Source organism: Coprococcus sp. RTP21204st1_G4_RTP21204_210225 (genome assembly GCF_040915385.1).
Lineage (GTDB): Bacteria > Bacillota > Clostridia > Lachnospirales > Lachnospiraceae > Allocoprococcus > Allocoprococcus comes.
Genome location: NZ_JBCPDP010000001.1, coordinates 184,975 through 202,074, shown reverse-complemented (window position 1 = coordinate 202,074; position 17,100 = coordinate 184,975). Strand labels below are relative to the sequence as shown.

Genomic DNA, 17,100 nt, shown 5'->3' with positions numbered 1-17,100 from the left:
CGGATTGCTCCATTGCTACGCAATTCCCACAATCCTTAAACATCATTATACTATTTGCGGACAATATTTGCAATTAAAGAGAAGGGGGAATGGTGGAAAAAGACAGGTCATGGAAGTTGAGAAATACCAGAAGATAGATTATAATTTTCATAAAATATTGATACCAGGGTCAAAAGGTCAGAAAGCCGATGCAAGCTTGCTTGCAAGAGGTTTTTTGACCTCTTGACCCGCCAAAAATATGAGTAAGTAGCCATTTTTTAAAGAAAAATGAGCGGATTACGAATGCTTTTGAGGATTGCGAGAGTGCAAAGCACGTAGCAATCTGGTATCAAAGGGGTCAAAATACCTTTTGACCCAAACATCAAAATATTTTGTGTATGAAAGGGAACGTAAAATGGTAAAATTAAGCACACTTTGTTATATTGAACAGGATGGAAAATATCTGATGCTTCACCGGACTATCAAAGAAAATGATATCAATAAAGACAAGTGGATCGGAGTAGGCGGTCATTTTGAAAAAGGGGAAAGTCCGGAGGAATGTCTTCTTCGTGAGGTATGGGAAGAGACAGGATACACGCTGACATCCTGGAGATATCGTGGGATTGTAACCTTTGTATATGGCGAAGATGTAGTAGAATATATGTCGCTTTATACGGCAGATGGTTTTACAGGAACGCCGATTGCGTGTGATGAAGGAGAACTGGAATGGGTAGAAAAGTCTAAGATCGGAGAACTGGAATTGTGGGAAGGGGATCGGATCTTTTTTGAACTCCTCGAAAATGAGCAGCCGTTTTTTTCATTAAAGCTTGTATATAACACAGATGATGTTCTGGAATATGCAGCGTTAGATGGAAAAGAGATGAAAGATTTCAGAAGAAGAGAGTGTTAAAGTGGAATGTCGAATAGTGTGAAAAAGTTACGAAAGTAATGTTTTGGCATGGAATGTTGAGTCTGCTCATTTGGATAGTGTATGATGATAAAGATTCTCATTAAATGAAGGGGGAAAAGAGAATGTATAGTGAGTTGACAAAGATGGAAGGGAAAAGGATTGTAATCCGCACATTCGGTTATTTTGATATTTTTGTGGATGGGGAAACGATTCCTTTTTCATGTAAGAAAGCCAAAGAACTGTTGGCACTTCTGGTTGACAGAAGAGGAGGATTTGTGACGACGGGGGATGCAATCAGTTATTTATGGGAGGATGAATGTACAGAAAAAAGAATAAAAGATAAATTCCGCAAAGTGGTAAAAGAACTTCGGAGAACGTTAAATGCATACGGAATCGAAAGAGTCCTGCACCGGGTAAATCAGGAGAGCCGTATCCGCACAGAACATGTGGAGTGTGATCTGTATGACTACCTGGAGGATGAGGAAAAACATAAAAAGCTGTTTAAAGGAGTGTATATGACGAATTACAGCTGGGCGGAAAACACTTTGGGAACGTTGTTGAATCAAAAAGAATAATGGGAAATATAGCAAAAATCGGGAGACTGTTATCAGACAGCCTCCCGATTTTTTTGAAGAGATTTTATTGGACTACACATTCTTTGTACAGTTTTTTGATTGTGAATGTCTGCTGTAAAAGGAATAAAAATTGAATGGTCCAAAAGAATTTGTAAAAGAAACGAAAAAAGGATGAAAAAGAAACGGTTTTTGGACGGAAAAGAAACGGAAAACGGTTGTATGGATGTGTAAAATGAGGAAAGGATCCGAAAATAAAAAGAAAGAGAGGAAAAAGAATGAGACAATTGAGACGGCTGTTATCCGTTTTGGTAATGGCAGTAACGATCGTGGGGATGTCGATGACGGCATTTGCACAGGAAAGTGTATCGGGGGCAGGAGGTAATGGCAGTATTACGATTGAGAATGCATCAAAAGGGATTGTATATTCTATCTATAAAGTATTTGATGCAAAAGTGAATGCGGAAGGGACTTCAGTAGCGTATAGTACAAAAAATTTTGTAGATAATCCGTATTTTGAGAAAGATTCGGTAGGAAACATATCGGCGAAAAAAGAAGCATATAAAACAGATTCTAACGAACAGCTTTCAGAAGGTGCAATTGAATGGATTAAGGAGAATGGAACAAAGATATGCAGTGAAACATCCGATGGCTCTATATTAAAAATCACCGGTCTTCCATACGGCTACTATTATGTCACCAGCACTTTAAAAGATGGCGGTATGATCATGGTAACGAGTGTTGCAAAAGACGCGCAGATCGTGGACAAAAACAGTAAGGAGCCGCAGTGGACTCCGGGGAATGACGGGAATGCCGGAGGGAAAAGTATTGTACTTGACGATGGTAAACAGGTAAAGGAAAATAATGTCAGTATCGGTGAAACGGTTCATTTCCGTTTACAGATCAACACCTCGAATTATGTTGCAGACAAGCAGATCAAGGAATTCATTATTGAAGATACTCTTCCGACCGGATTTGATGCAGCAAAGATCTCATCTGTGATGATTGAAGAAGAACCGCTGGAACAGTTTGAAAATACAACTTTCCCGGTTACGATCCCTTGGGCAGCGGATGAAGGAGAAAATGGCTGGAAAAATCTTTATGATACCGGGGCAAGAATTACCATTGATTATACGGCTGTGTTAAACGATAAAGCAGTGATCGACGGTGAAGGAAATAAGAACAGTGCCAGATTTTCATGGAATTATACGACAGAGGAACCGGGAAAAAGCTCGATAGAGGATTCTACAACAACAGATACCTATGCGGTTGTGATCCAGAAGGTCAATGAAAAAGGAGAGGCACTTACCGGAGTGGAATTTGAAGTGCCGTTCCCGGTTCAGGCAGAAGAAGAAAGAGGTGTGTATACTGTAAAAGGCGGACAGACCGGAACCGGAAAGGTGAAAGCCGGAAGTGATGGAGCTGTGGTGATCAAAGGTCTGAAGATGGGTGATTACAGAGTTACAGAAACAAAAGCACCAGAAGGATATAACAAGCTGACGGAGTCATTTCTGGTAAGTGCCGAAAAGATCAGGGCGATAAGAACGGACGCCAGCACATATCTTGATGAAAACGGAAATGTTACAGAAAGTGAGACTGGGACAAAGGTAACTTATACAAATGAAGATTTTGCAGCAAAGGTAAAAGTTGTTGTAAATAAATCAGGAAAACTTCTTCCGGGGACAGGTGGAACAGGTGAAATGATCTTTACGGTCAGTGGAGTACTGATTGCAATTGTTGCAGGAGTTGTCCTGTTGAATACAAAAAGACGAAAACGAATTGTATGATAGTGAATAAGCCGGAACGAAGGGGAAGACTTTTCTTTTTTATATGGACAGGAATCCTTTTTGTGGGAATCGCGGTCATGCTCTATCCAAAAGTCGGAAAGATCTGGAATGCCGGTCGGCAAAGCAGGGTGGTAGATGGATATGAAAGGTCAGTGGAGAAGCTGGATGCCAGGAAGGAAGAGGAAATGATCGCACAGACAAGAGCGTATAATGTGATGCTTCTGGAACAGAATAACCCAGTGCCGAATGACAAAAATGCTGATAGTTATGGAGCACTTTTGAATATGACATCTGACGGTGTGATGGGATATCTGGAAATTCCGGAAATCCGGGTGAAACTTCCGATTTACCATGGAACGGGTGATTTTGCAATCTGCAATGGCGCAGGACATGTGGAAGGAAGCAGTTTCCCGATAGGCGGAAAGGGAACACATGCGGTGCTTTCTTCCCACAGAGGACTGCCGGGGGCGAAACTTTTCTCGGATCTGGACAAGCTGAAGGTGGGAGACTATTTTACAATTACAGTGCTCCGGCAGACGATTTTCTATCAAATCGATCGGATCGATATTGTAGAACCGGAGGAAACGGGACTGCTTGCCCTGGATAAGGAGAAGGATTACTGCACATTACTGACATGTACGCCTTACGGTATCAATACCAAACGGCTTCTGGTGCGGGGCGTACGCTGTGAGGTGACGGAGAGAGCGGAGTCAATCTTGACAGGAGAGAAGACGTATCGGAGATGGTATGCTGCAATCGGTCTTAATGTACTCGTGGCAGGCATGATCTTGTGCTGGAAAAGGAAGAAAAAAAAAAAGAGGATAAATATAAATGAGGGGGGATAAAAATGCAGACAGTATTTGCTGAAAAAACAGAAGAGCGGTCGCTGGATGATAACAGACATATCGGGGAGCTTTTCTTTATCCGGATGTACTGGGAAAAAGGGAGGATTCCGTCTGGAAATATTCTGTACTGGAAGGATGCCAAAAGAGAGGATGCACAGATCAATTTCACAGGATTTGACGGGCTTTTGCTGTATCTGGATGAAACTTGCGAGCAGAATGGCGTGCTTCTGAGAAAAGCGCAGGTCAGACGATGCCAGAAAAGAAGACGTTATCTGGAGACTGGGAACGTGCCGGACATGGAACAGATGAAAAAATCGGGGCACGCAGCAATCTTCTGGTTAAAGGTGATGGGAAGAGAGTTTGCCTCGTTTCAGGGAATCGTCCACATCTGGGGAAGGGATTATCCGTACCGGAGCGGATTTGAACTGATTATTCTGCTGAAAGATATTGTAGGATTTACAGAGAGGCGGGGGACAAGAAGAAACTGGATGGCGGAGAGAAGCTGTTGATGAATATTGCAAATAAGATTTTGCAAAATGATTTTTTCGTCTGCAAAGGATTGTGAAGTCTTAAAAGACATATTATAATGACATAAGAAACTACAGACAAGACGGACAGGAGATGCAGACAATGGAATTATGGGATATTTATGATGCAGATAAGAAACCAACAGGAAGAACGATGAAGCGCAATGACTGGTGTCTGAAGAACGGGGAGTATCACCTTACTGTTCTTGGCGTTGTAGCAAGACCGGACGGGAAATTTCTGATCACTAAAAGGGTAATGACGAAAGCCTGGGCACCGGGCTGGTGGGAGGTATCCGGCGGTGCTGCGCAGGCGGGAGAAGCGTCTTACGATGCTGTATTAAGAGAAGTCAGAGAAGAAACAGGACTGGATGTAAGCCAGGCAGACGGAGGTTATCTTTTCACTTACAAGAGAGAGAATCCGGGGGAAGGAGATAATTATTTCGTAGACGTGTATCGTTTTGTGATGGATATTGATGAAAAAGATCTCCATCTTCAGGAGGCAGAGACAGATGGTTATATGTTTGCAACATTAGATGAAATTAAGGCATTTGCGGCAGAAGGAAAGTTTCTGCATTATGACAGTATAAAGAAAGCATTTGAGATGTAAGTAAAATAAAAATCGGATTATCGGGGAAATGACAGATCGCCTGATAATCCGATTTTTTATAAAACAGAAACTCTGAAAAAATATGCAATACATAGCGAGTATCTGTTTCTTTCTGCTACTTGCAATATGATGCAATCACTTTCAACACCTTATCCATTTCCAGTGGCTTTGCGAGATGCTCATTGATTCCAGCATTCTTTGACTTCTGGATATCTTCCGCAAAAGCATTGGCGCTGAGGGCAATGATTGGAACCGTTGGGGCATCAGGGCGGGAAAGTCCGCGGATCGCCTTTGCGGCATCTAGACCATTCATAACCGGCATCATAATATCCATAAGAATGATGTCGTATTCATATGGCTTTGATTTTTCAAAAAGCTGGACGGCTTCCAGTCCGTTGATGGCTGTGGATACATTAAGTCCTGCGGCTTCCAGAGAGAAAACAGCAATCTCAAGGTTCAGTTCATTATCCTCTACAACAAGAATATGAAGATCCGTAAGATCTGCGGGGTGACTCCTGCGGCGCACTACTCATAAGTATTGGTAGAAGTATGATTTTCACTGGTTTCAAATACATAAGCACGGTCGGCGTCTGTAAATTCTCCGATCGATTTGAGCATAAAATTGATACCGTCAGCCAGATCTTCTGCTTCATGAAGCAGGGAAATCTGATCTGTCATAAAACGTTCGGCTTTCAGCTCAGCATATAAAGTTGCATTATCCTTGTCATTATTCATAAGGAAGTCCCTCTCAAGTAAAGTGTAAAGTTTATAAAATTACTTTACCTTGTTTTTGCGAATTCGTCCACGAAAAATTTGAAATACAAACAAATTGTCTGGTGGTTGAAAAAAAGAAGGAATGATTCTATAATTTCAATTAGACGAAAAAAATTTTGTCAGGAGATAACAGGAGGAAAATAAAATGGCTTGTACAACAATACTGGTTGGAAAAAAGGCATCGTATGACGGTTCTACGATGATCGCAAGGAATGATGATTCACCGTCAGGCGCTTATATGCCGAAAAAATTTGTGGTGATTCATCCGGAAGATCAGCCGAAGGTATATGAATCAGTGATTTCGCATGTGAAAATAGAATTACCGGAGAATCCGATGCGTTATACCGCCATGCCGAACGCAGTCAAGGGGGAAGGAATCTGGGCGGCAAGCGGGGTAAATGAAGCACAGGTAGGAATGACGGCAACCGAAACGATCACATCCAATCCACGTGTGCTTGGAGCGGATCCGTTGGTTACATATCAGCCGAAGTCAGACGACCAGGAAGAAATTGCAGGTGGAATCGGGGAAGAGGACATTGTATATATCGTGCTTCCTTATATCCACAGCGCAAGAGAAGGCGTGCAGAGACTTGGAAGTATTCTCGAGAAATACGGTACTTATGAGATGAATGGGATTGCATTCGAGGATGTAAATGAGATCTGGTGGCTGGAAACAATCGGCGGACATCACTGGATTGCCAGAAAAGTGCCGGATGAGGTTTATGTGGTGATGCCGAACCAGCTTGGAATGGATGAATTTGATCTGGAAGATGCACTTGGTGAGCAGAAAAATTATATGTGTTCTCCGGATATGAAGGAATTCATTGAGAAATATCATCTGAACCCGTCCATGGATGGAACCTTAAATCCAAGAGATGTTTTTGGAAGCCATGATGACTCGGATCATGTATACAATACACCGAGAGCCTGGTTTATGGAACGTTACCTGAATCCAAATTCATACAGCTGGGACGGACCGGATGCAGATTATACACCAGTATCCGATGATATTCCGTGGTGTATGGTTCCGGAAAAGAAGATTACAGTAGAAGATGTAAAATATGTTCTGTCTTCACATTATCAGGGAACACCTTATGATCCGTATGGAGCTTACGGGGACAAATCAATGAATGGTGCATATCGTTCCATTGGTATCAATCGAAATGATTTTATGTCTTTGATCCAGATGAGACCGGATCAGCCGGAAGATTCCCGCGCAATTGAATGGGTGGCATTTGCATCAAATGCATTTAATGTAATGGCTCCATTCTATGCAGATATTGATGAAACACCGGAATATTTTGCAAATACGACAGGGGAAGTTTCGACGGAGAACTTCTACTGGTCAAGCAGAATGATCGCTGCGATGGCAGATGCTTCTTATAAAAAGTCTATTTTCCATATTGAGCGTTACCAGGAACATGTGATGGCAAAGGCACATCAGATCATAAACCGGTATGATGACGATCTTACGAAAGAAAGTGATATAGCAAAGCGTATGCAGATCAAACGGGAAGCGAACCGGGAGATTGCGAAGATGGTGAAGAAGGAAACTTCGGATACACTGTCTAAGGTTTTGTACGAACTGAGCAATCAGATGAAGAATTCTTATGCGAGATCGGATGCATAAATAAAATACGAGTGGGAAATGAAGAGGGCAGAAAAATCATAAAATGATGTAAGTGTTAAAATAAGAAAAAAGTTGATAAAAAAATAATTTTATAAACAGAAAGGTTTGAATTTTGTAGACTAAGGTATTATAATAGCGTAGGAAGTTGAAAACTTCTTAATCAAATTCAAACAAAAGGCAGGTGAACAGAATGGACAGTTGTGATAGTCATGGGCGAAGTATATACGCAGGATGGGAAAATGGCAGCAGTTCATTCTGTTTGTTCGTATAGCATTTCTTATCCTGTTTTCCCGTATTGACATTCATAATTGAATATTGGATGAAAGACAGAAATGTGGAGAATTTTAGACTTTGATTCTGCATGTTTTTGTGCTGGAAAAGGATAAGGAGGGCGAAAGTTATGGAAAATACACAGGATTATCAGGACTACCAGGACTACAGAGCTGAGATCCTGGGCATTGTAAGAAGCAATGCCTCTCCGGGAATTATGAGAAACAAACTGGAAGACTACCATGAGAATGACCTTGCAGATGTATTCCCGGATCTCTCCGTTGCAGAGCGGCGGAAATTGTGCCGGATTCTGAATCTGGACATGCTTGCGGATATCTTCGAGTATATCGATGAAAAGCAGGCTGCTGAATATCTGGATGAGATGGATGTGCGGAAAGCAGCAGCAATTCTTTCCAGAATGGAAACAGATGCGGTTGTAGATGTACTGCGGATGATTCCAAAAGAAAAGAGAGCTCTTTTGCTAGAGCTGATGGATGATGAAGCCAGAAAGGATATGGCAGTTATTGCTGCATTCGATGATGAAGAGATCGGTTCAAGAATGACCACGAATTACATTGAGATCAGAGAGAATCTTACTGTAAAGCAGGCGATGACCGAACTTGTCAGTCAGGCAGCAAAAAATGACAATATTTCTACAATTTTTATGGTGACAGCGGATCACACCTTCTACGGTGCGATGGATCTGAAGGATCTGATCACGGCAAGACAGGATACACGTCTTGAGGATCTGATCGTGACATCATATCCATATGTATACGGTCACGAGCTGATCGATGACTGTATCGAAAAATTGAAAGATTATTCGGAAAATTCTATTCCGATCCTGGATAACGATAATAAACTTCTCGGTGTTATCACATCCCAGAGCATTGTAGATTTGGTCGATGATGAGATGGGTGAAGATTATGCGATGTTCGCTGGTCTGACTGCAGAAGAAGATTTGAAAGAGCCACTCAAAGAGAGCATGAAAAAACGTCTCCCTTGGCTGCTTGTTCTGCTGGCACTGGGAACAGTTGTATCTTCTGTTGTAGGTGTATTTGAGCAGGTAGTAAGCCAGCTGACGATCATTATGTGTTTCCAGTCACTGATCCTGGACATGGCAGGTAACGTCGGTACTCAGTCACTGGCGGTAACGATCCGTGTTCTGATGGATGAATCACTGACAGGAAAGCAGAAAGTAGAACTGGTATTCAAAGAGATGCGGATCGCATTTTCAAATGGTGCGATTCTTGGAATTTTGTCATTCCTCGTATTAGGACTTTATATTGCACTTTTCAAAGGAAAGACCTGGACATTCGCGTATGCGGTATCCGGCTGTATCGGTCTGTCTCTGATGGTGGCAATGGTAATTTCCGGTGCGGTGGGTACACTGATTCCTCTGTTCTTCAAGAAGATCAATATCGACCCGGCGGTAGCATCCGGACCACTTATTACGACCATCAATGACCTTGTTGCGGTTGTAGCTTACTATGGACTGTGTGGTATTCTGCTGATCGGAGTGCTTCATCTGGCGGGATAATTATAAAAGAGAGTAAAACGAAGTGCGTGTAGGATATAAATGCTTTTACTGAATAAAACGGTAAAGACAGTACAGTATCCCACATGCATTTCTTTTATAGAAAATAAAAATAAAAAAATAGATAGAAACTATAGGAATGATTATCTATAGAGAAAAACAATTTGAAAATTAAAATATCTGGTGCTAGAATGTAAAAAGCATGTCGGAATAATATCAGAGATATGTTAAAGGGAGGAACATTATGAAAAAAATGAAAAAATTTGCAGCTCTTCTCCTTGCAGTATCAATGGCAGCAGGTATGGTAGCCTGTGGAAGCTCAGATAAAAAGGAAGAGACTACAAAAAAAGAAGAAACCAAGAAAGACGACAAAGAGACAAAGAAACTGGAAGGAACTCTGAAGGTTGTTACAACAGGGGATGCTTATCAGCCTTTATTTGATAAGTTTACAGAAGAAGTAGGACCGAAGGTAGAATTCATTTCCATGTCTTCAGGAGAAGTTTTATCAAAGCTTAAAGCAGAAGGCGGAACACCTGCAGCTGACCTGTGGTTCGGGGGCGGAATCGATGCATTTATGGATGCAAAAGATAATGACCTTCTTGAAAAAGTAGATTTTGATGCAGCTGATGAACTTGCACCGGAATTCAAAGACAGTGATAATTACTGGTTCTCAAAAGGTGTTACTGTTGTAGGATTTATTGTTAACAATGATATTTTAAAAGAAAAAGGACTTGAAGCTCCTAAATCATGGGATGACCTTACAAAAGAAGAATATCAGGGAGAAGTCCTGATGTCTAACCCGGCTATTTCAGGAACAAACTACGCAGTAGTAAATGCACTTCTTCAGACAAAGGGAGAAGAAGAAGGCTGGAAATACTTTGAAGATCTGAATAAGAATGTAGATTATTACTCAAAACGTGGTTCTGATCCGAGCACTAAGACTGCAGCCGGTGAAGTTGGAATCGGTATTACTTATATTGATGGAACTTTAGATGAACTGAAAGAACAGGCAGATGTTGAAGTTGTATATCCGACAGATGGAATGCCATATGTTCCGGAAGGTGTTGCAGCATTTGCAAATGCAGAAAACACAGAAGCAGCAAAAGCATTTATCAAATGGTTCTTCTCAGATGATGAAAATATGAAGATGCTTGCAGAAATCGATCATAAAAATACTTGTTTATTAGTAAAACCAAGTATAGAAGGACTTGAACTCGATTTTGACCAGAGCAAACTGATGAAAGAAGATCTTTCACTTTTTGGAGCAGAAAGAACTACAATTCTTGATAAGTGGAATACTTTGATGGGAGATAAAGGTGAAGAATAGAAAACCTAGAGAAAAACGGGCATCATTTTATGATGCCCATTTTTATAATATTTTAGATTATTTTATATTAGCGGTAATGGTGGCGGGAGTTCTGCTTTTTATTTTATATCCGCTGCTTTGTATGATAAGGCAGAGCTTTATTGGAGAAAATGGATTCTCAACAGAGGTATATAAAAGTATTTTCAGCAACAATCTGCTGCTTGTAAAAAACAGTGTATTTGTAGGTGTGTTATCGGCATTTTTCTCTACAATTTCCGGACTTTTTGTGGCAATCTGCGTATGGACAGCAGGAAAAAAACTGGGGAAATTTCTGGAATGTATTTTGCTGATCAGTATGGTTTCACCGCCTTTTATAGCTTCACTTGCTTATATCCAGCTATTCGGAAGAAATGGCCTGATCACAAAAGGAATTCTTGGGCTTTCCGTCAATCCATACGGATGGGTCGGTGTTGTCGTTATGCAGACGTTATTTTTTTCATCGCTGAATGCACTGATGATCATCGGAATGCTGCAAAAAACGGATATGTCGCTTGTAAGAGCCTCCTCTGATCTGGGAGCTCCGTCGGGATATACCTTGTGGAGAATCATTGTTCCTTTGCTAAGGCCGGTTTTACTCAGTTGTTTTTTACTTTCCTTTATTCGATCGATTGCGGATTTTGGTACGCCGGTGGTAATCGGAGGACGTTTTGAAACAGTTTCGACGGAAATTTATATGCAGGTAATCGGATATTCCAGACTGGATAAGAGTGCGGCACTTAATGTACTGCTTCTGATCCCGACGATTCTTGTTTTTATCTTGTACCGCTATCTAATGCAGAAAAATGAAAAAGTCATCAGCGGAAACAGTAATAAGACGGTAGAAGCGGGAGATACATTCCGGGTTCGTGGGCTGTCAGCAGTGATTGTATGGCTGGGCGCAGGTATCTTTTTTGTAATGATGGCGCTTGAATACGGATCCATTTTTCTAAACAGTTTCAGTAGAAACTTACGTGGGAAAATCACATTTACAACGATGTATCTGGACGCACTTCTGGAACGGAATATGGATACATTTATCCGAAGTGTGGAATATGCGCTTATTGTAGCAATAGTCGGCAGTCTGATCGGTATTTTACTTTCGTATTATATTGAAAGACGAAAGATAAAATTTGGCGGAGTACTGGACTTTATTATTACACTTCCGTATATGCTTCCGGGAAGTTGTTTTGGAATCGGATATATTCTGGCATTTAATCATGAACCGTTAAAACTTACCGGAACAGCGGTCATTGTTATCTTGAATATGATCTATAAACAGATGTCAATTACAACGAAGGCTTCGGCATCCTCCCTTTTGCAGATCAGTACAGAGCTTGATGCAGCAGCGCGGGATCTTGGAGCGAATAAATTTCTGGTAATGAAAGATGTCATTCTTCCGAATGTAAAGCAGGCATTTGCAACGGGATTTATCAATAATTTTACAAGTGCGATGGTTACGGCAGGAGCAGTTATTTTCCTGGTGACACCGGGACAGAAGATTGCAGTATTTACATTATTTGATTGCATTAACACAGGTCGGTATGGAGAAGCATCTATGATTGCGACATTTATTATTGTGATCACAATTTCAGTAAATGTGCTGTTTTCGATAATTGTTGCATGGAAAGGGAAAAAGAAACGTGTATTTAGAACTGAAAAACATAAGTAAAAGTTTTGGTGAAAAAGAAGTAGTAAAAGATTTATCACTCTCCCTTCCAAAGGGAGAACTGTTGTGTCTTCTGGGAGCATCCGGCTGTGGAAAAACGACAACACTCAAAATGATAAGTGGATTTTTAAAAATAGATAAAGGGCAAATCCTGGTTGATGGCCAGGATATCACCACACTGGCTCCGGAGAAGCGTCCGGTATCGACTGTTTTTCAGTCTTATGCATTATTTCCACATATGAGTGTTCTGGAAAATGTGATCTATGGTCTGAAGTTCCGTGGCATCCGAAAAAAAGAAGCCAGAGAAATGGGTATGGAATATTTGAAAATCGTAGATATGGAAGAATATGCCGGGGCATCGATCGGGGAAATTTCCGGAGGACAGCAGCAGAGAGTAGCACTGGTCAGATCTCTGATCACAAAACCGAAGGTGCTTCTTCTGGATGAACCGCTTAGTAATCTGGATGCGAAACTCCGGGTAAAAATGAGAGAAGAAATCCGTGAAATCCAGAAGAAATATGAAATTACAATGGTTTTTGTAACGCATGACCAGGAAGAGGCAATGGTACTTGGAGATCAGATCGCTATTATGGATCAGGGAAAGTTGGTTCAGATTGGAAAGCCGGAAGAGGTGTATCTGCATCCACAGAATGATTTTGCAAGAGATTTCCTTGGAATATCCAACCGTTTTACTGATATCCATGGAAATACAATATGCTGCAGACCGGAGGAACTGGAATTTGCAGCAGAAGGTTCTGTGAAAGGAATTGTAAGACAGGAAGAATTTCTTGGGTTTTACAGACAGTATTATGTTGAAACAATGAATCATGAACATATTATTGTACGGACAGACAGAAATATAAAAGTAGAAGCTGGCAAAGAAGTGCAACTTCGGGTGAAATAAAAAAGACACTGTGCAAGGTGACAATATCAGTTTGATATGCTGCCCTGCATAGTGCCTTTTTTATTTTGAGGAATGACCGGTCAGACGTGCATCATCCCTGACATCACACAACCTCCTGCAGCACCGGCATTTTTCAGTTCGTGCAGTTGTGCTTCATCAATTTTGATTCCGCCAATGCCATAAACCGGAATCTGCACAGCTTGGCATACATTCTGCAGAAATGGAAGTCCCCGTGGCGGGAGCCCTTTCTTGCAGTCGGTAACATAAATATGTCCTGCTGTGAGATAGGAAGCTCCCAGCTTTTCCGCTTCGACTGCTTCAGAAACAGAATGGATGGAAGTTCCAACTGTATGAAAATCGGAAACCACTTTCGGATTTTCAAGCAAAAGTGGAAGTGGTAAATGTAGCCTGTCGCAGCCGAGTTCTCTCGCAACGGCTGGATAAAAATGCGGAATAAACGGAACTTCAAACTGTTCACAGATTTCCTTCACCTGCCGGGCAAGAGAAAAATATTCCTCTTCCGGCAGATCTTTTTCACGCAGGATCAGAGCTTTCGGATGCAGCTTGCAGACACGGGTAATCTGTTCTGTAAAAGGACGGGAACAGATATGGCGGTTTGTTACGGCAATAAGATCTCTATACATAGATATAATCACTCATAACCGGCTGCATATTGTTGGAAAGAAGTGCCTGATAAACCTCATCTACGGAACGTCCGTCAGAAATCTCGAACTGGTCATCTCCCTTATCCTCAATATCATCCACATGGCTTCCGATTCCGGTGCTGACTCCGGCAGAAATCTTGGTTGCGGCGATCTGTGTCAGATTGTCTCTTACACGAGCACATTCTCTGGTAGATACCGTAATGCTTGCAAATGGCATGAACAGACGGTAAGCACAGACTACCTGGAGAAGCTGTGGCTCATGGACATCCATCGGATTGATCCGGTCATTGTTGATGATCGGGCGCAGCCTCGGACATGAGAACGCGATCTCAGCATGCGGGTATTTTCTCTGGAGAAGATAAGCATGGTATCCGGTTGCAAAAGCATCTTTTCTGAAATCATCCAGGCCAAGTAGGGCACCAAAGCCGACACCACGCATTCCGCCCATCAGTGCACGTTCCTGTGCATTTACACGATAAGGGAAGATCCTCTTATGCCCGGCAAGATGCAGGGTTTCGTATTTGTCGGAATTGTAAGTTTCCTGGAAAACGGTTACATAGTCTGCACCGCATTCGTGGAGATATGCATACTCATCTGAGTTAACCGGATAAATTTCCAGTCCGATAACTTTAAAATATTTGCGCGCGATCTTGCAGGCATTTCCAATATATTCGACGGTAGATTTACTGCGGCTTTCACCGGTCAGGATCAGGATTTCCTGAAGCCCTGTCTTGGCAATTGCAGCCATCTCTTTTTCAATCTCTTCGTCATTTAACTGCGCACGGTTGATCTTGTTGTGGCAGTTGAAACCACAGTAAATGCAGTAGTTCTCACAGTAGTTGGCAATGTAGATTGGTGTGAACATATAAACGCTGTTGCCAAAATGCTTACGCGTCTCTTCCTGGGCAGCCTGTGCAATTTCCTCCAGAAGCGGAAGAGCAGCAGGAGAAAGAAGAGCAGCAAAATCTTCCGGTGTACGGATGTCGTGTGCAATAGCACGCTTTACATCTGCTTCCGTATATTTGTCATAATCATAAGCATTCATGGCGCTCACTACCTGATCCATCACGTCAGAACCAATGTCCTCCATACCCGGAAGATAGGTCATATGATCGATCCGGTTCTTTTTCTGGTCCTCCAGAATTTCCTCACTTAAAATACTTTCGTTGATATGTGAATTTTCCATTTTGACGACCTCCTAATTCTCTAAGAATCCTGTCAGAGGTGAGGATGCGCTTGCGCCTCTTTCGATGGTGCGTCCCAGTCCGGAAAGATAAGCACTGCGTCCGGCTTCAATGGCTTTTTTGAAAGCTTCTGCCATGGCAGGAACATTTCCTGCAGTTGCGATAGCAGTATTTGCCATGACAGCGGAAGCACCCATTTCCATGGCTTCACAAGCCTGGGAAGGGCGACCGATTCCGGCATCAACGATGATCGGCAGATCGATCTCATCAATCAGGATCTGGATGAAATCCTTTGTGCTGAGCCCTTTGTTGGAACCGATTGGAGAGCCGAGCGGCATAATGCAGGCAGCTCCGGCATCAGCAAGTGCTCTTGCAGCATTCAGATCCGGGTACATATACGGCATGACAACAAAGCCTTCTTTTGCAAGGATTTCTGTTGCTTTGATGGTTTCGTAGTTGTCCGGAAGCAGGTATTTGGAATCATGAACGACTTCGATCTTTACAAAGTCGCCGCATCCGACTTCACGGGAAAGTCTGGCGATACGGACTGCCTCCTCAGCATTACGTGCACCGGATGTATTTGGAAGCAGGGTTACATTGTCCGGAATATAGTCCAGGATATTTGCAAGACCGCCTTCATTTGCGCGACGCAGGGCAAGTGTGATGATCTGAGCTTCTGCTTTTTCGATACAGGCTTTTACAAGATCCAGAGAAAATTTACCGGATCCGAGAATAAAACGGGAAGTGAATTCATGACCTCCCAGGATAAATTTATCTTCATTCGTACTCATAATAAAGTTCCTTCTTTCTTATGTTTTTAAATTTCTTCTTCACCGAGGATCAGCCGCGTGATCATGTTGGCTTCATGTGCGGCACAGATGGCAACACGCGGCGCCATCAGTCCATGACCGTAAGTCGGTGCTGTCACGCCATCACCACACAGATAAAAGTTTTTCATGATCCGTTTTGTGATAATGGTATTGCTGCTTCCATAGCCGGCCATTCCGGTTGCGGATACGAGCTTTTTCTCTGGGAAATGTTCCAGAATTCCATTGACCAGCATTGCTTTGGCTTCCGGATTATCAAAAGCTTCGCAGACAATTGTGGCATCTGCAAATAATTCCTGCAGATTATCGTCCGTAACTTTTACACAGTCTGTGCGGATATCCAGATACGGATTGATCTTCAGAAGCAGGGATTTCAGGGCATCGGTCTTGTACATTCCGATATGCTCCATGAAATATTGCTGGCGGTTCAGATTGGTAATGTCAACTACGTCAAAATCAATCAGGTGAAGATGACCGACACCGATCCGTGCAAGCGCATAAGCAACATTAGAGCCAAGGCCGCCAAGCCCTGCGATCGCTACATTTCCTGCCGAGAGAAGCTTCTGCGTCTCCGGTGAATGTCGCTCGTCAAGGGCGGTGTAGATTTCTTCTTTTGTAAGTGTATGATACATGATTTCTTAGCCTCCTCCTACAAAACTTACAACCTCCAGACGGTCCCCGTCTTTGAGCATGGTGTCAGAATAGCTGTATTTTGGTAAAATATCACCATTCATTTCAACGGCGATCCGTTTGATCTGATAATTGTTTTGTTCCAGATAATCCGCAACACTGAGCGGTCCGGTCAGAGTAACTTCTTTACCATTAACTGTAATCATGGAAAAACCTCCTTTCAAAACGGAAAAGTTCTTAAAAATGAAAAAAGAGTCCACAAAGAATTACACCCGTGGTGGTGTACCCCTTCATGAACTCTCGCCCAATCTCAACTTTACCTTATTCATTTTCGTGTAAACCCTGGTTGAATGTGGAATTTCATGATGTTGGGGTCAAAAGGTATTTTGACCCCTTTGATACCAGATTGCTACGTGCTTTGCACTCTCGCAATCCTCAAAA

General features: G+C 42.2%; 18 protein-coding genes. 11 read left to right on the top strand and 7 right to left on the bottom strand.

Going from position 1 to position 17,100, the window contains the following annotated elements; all coding sequences use genetic code 11:
- Positions 1-394 precede the first annotated feature (394 nt).
- The 6 genes from AB5213_RS00985 (at position 395) to AB5213_RS00960 (ending at position 5,227) form a co-directional block, all read left to right on the top strand.
- Positions 395-889: an 8-oxo-dGTP diphosphatase gene (locus AB5213_RS00985; RefSeq protein ID WP_055296575.1), complete on the top strand. Its 495-nt coding sequence runs from the start codon at positions 395-397 to the stop codon at positions 887-889.
- Positions 890-1,011: 122 nt separating this feature from the next.
- Positions 1,012-1,464: a hypothetical protein gene (locus AB5213_RS00980; protein WP_055155495.1), complete on the top strand. Its 453-nt coding sequence runs from the start codon at positions 1,012-1,014 to the stop codon at positions 1,462-1,464.
- A 275-nt stretch (positions 1,465-1,739) separates the two neighbouring features.
- Positions 1,740-3,248, top strand: coding sequence for a SpaA isopeptide-forming pilin-related protein (locus AB5213_RS00975; RefSeq protein WP_195548571.1), 1,509 nt, complete (start codon positions 1,740-1,742; stop codon positions 3,246-3,248).
- Positions 3,245-4,093, top strand: coding sequence for a class C sortase (locus AB5213_RS00970; RefSeq protein WP_368276221.1), 849 nt, complete (start codon positions 3,245-3,247; stop codon positions 4,091-4,093). The genes AB5213_RS00975 and AB5213_RS00970 overlap by 4 nt, the downstream gene beginning before the upstream one ends.
- A 2-nt stretch (positions 4,094-4,095) precedes the next feature.
- On the top strand, positions 4,096-4,602 hold the full coding sequence (locus AB5213_RS00965) for a hypothetical protein (protein WP_055155493.1): 507 nt from the start codon (positions 4,096-4,098) through the stop codon (positions 4,600-4,602).
- Between the two features lie 121 nt (positions 4,603-4,723).
- Positions 4,724-5,227, top strand: coding sequence for an NUDIX domain-containing protein (locus AB5213_RS00960; RefSeq protein ID WP_055155492.1), 504 nt, complete (start codon positions 4,724-4,726; stop codon positions 5,225-5,227).
- Positions 5,228-5,342: 115 nt separating this feature from the next.
- Here the strand turns inward: AB5213_RS00960 and AB5213_RS00955 are convergent, their stop codons facing one another.
- Together AB5213_RS00955 and AB5213_RS00950 are read right to left on the bottom strand one after the other, a co-directional pair.
- Positions 5,343-5,753, bottom strand: coding sequence for a response regulator (locus tag AB5213_RS00955; RefSeq protein ID WP_055248025.1), 411 nt, complete (start codon positions 5,751-5,753; stop codon positions 5,343-5,345).
- Positions 5,753-5,962, bottom strand: coding sequence for a hypothetical protein (locus AB5213_RS00950; protein WP_175306016.1), 210 nt, complete (start codon positions 5,960-5,962; stop codon positions 5,753-5,755). Before AB5213_RS00950 ends, AB5213_RS00955 begins: the two co-directional genes overlap by 1 nt.
- Positions 5,963-6,146: 184 nt before the next feature.
- Between AB5213_RS00950 and AB5213_RS00945 the strand changes: the two genes are divergently transcribed.
- From AB5213_RS00945 to AB5213_RS00925, 5 genes are all read left to right on the top strand, one after another.
- Positions 6,147-7,631, top strand: coding sequence for a C69 family dipeptidase (locus AB5213_RS00945; RefSeq protein WP_215651804.1), 1,485 nt, complete (start codon positions 6,147-6,149; stop codon positions 7,629-7,631).
- Between the two features lie 400 nt (positions 7,632-8,031).
- Positions 8,032-9,441: a magnesium transporter gene (gene mgtE, locus AB5213_RS00940; protein WP_022219946.1), complete on the top strand. Its 1,410-nt coding sequence runs from the start codon at positions 8,032-8,034 to the stop codon at positions 9,439-9,441.
- A gap of 241 nt (positions 9,442-9,682) precedes the next feature.
- Positions 9,683-10,765, top strand: a complete 1,083-nt coding sequence (locus tag AB5213_RS00935) for an ABC transporter substrate-binding protein (RefSeq protein ID WP_349096593.1) — start codon at positions 9,683-9,685, stop codon at positions 10,763-10,765.
- Complete coding sequence (locus tag AB5213_RS00930; RefSeq protein ID WP_175305835.1) at positions 10,755-12,452, top strand: iron ABC transporter permease; 1,698 nt, start codon at positions 10,755-10,757, stop codon at positions 12,450-12,452. Before AB5213_RS00935 ends, AB5213_RS00930 begins: the two co-directional genes overlap by 11 nt.
- Positions 12,424-13,353 (top strand): ABC transporter ATP-binding protein, encoded by a 930-nt coding sequence (locus tag AB5213_RS00925; protein ID WP_173686371.1) that lies wholly within the window; start codon positions 12,424-12,426, stop codon positions 13,351-13,353. The genes AB5213_RS00930 and AB5213_RS00925 overlap by 29 nt, the downstream gene beginning before the upstream one ends.
- A gap of 80 nt (positions 13,354-13,433) precedes the next feature.
- On the opposite strand, the gene AB5213_RS00920 is transcribed toward AB5213_RS00925, so the two are convergent.
- The 5 genes from AB5213_RS00920 to thiS are packed head-to-tail and all read right to left on the bottom strand — an operon-like array spanning position 13,434 to position 16,865.
- Positions 13,434-13,997, bottom strand: coding sequence for a thiamine phosphate synthase (locus tag AB5213_RS00920; RefSeq protein WP_368276220.1), 564 nt, complete (start codon positions 13,995-13,997; stop codon positions 13,434-13,436).
- The gene (gene thiH, locus AB5213_RS00915; RefSeq protein WP_368276219.1) at positions 13,990-15,204 is read right to left on the bottom strand and encodes a 2-iminoacetate synthase ThiH; all 1,215 of its coding nucleotides are present in this window, start codon (positions 15,202-15,204) and stop codon (positions 13,990-13,992) included. The genes AB5213_RS00920 and thiH overlap by 8 nt, the downstream gene beginning before the upstream one ends.
- A 12-nt stretch (positions 15,205-15,216) precedes the next feature.
- Positions 15,217-15,993 (bottom strand): thiazole synthase, encoded by a 777-nt coding sequence (locus tag AB5213_RS00910; RefSeq protein WP_008368613.1) that lies wholly within the window; start codon positions 15,991-15,993, stop codon positions 15,217-15,219.
- 26 nt (positions 15,994-16,019) lie between these two features.
- Positions 16,020-16,661 (bottom strand): sulfur carrier protein ThiS adenylyltransferase ThiF, encoded by a 642-nt coding sequence (gene thiF / locus AB5213_RS00905; RefSeq protein WP_008368611.1) that lies wholly within the window; start codon positions 16,659-16,661, stop codon positions 16,020-16,022.
- Positions 16,662-16,667: 6 nt separating this feature from the next.
- Positions 16,668-16,865, bottom strand: coding sequence for a sulfur carrier protein ThiS (gene thiS / locus AB5213_RS00900; protein ID WP_008368609.1), 198 nt, complete (start codon positions 16,863-16,865; stop codon positions 16,668-16,670).
- Positions 16,866-17,100 lie beyond the last annotated feature (235 nt).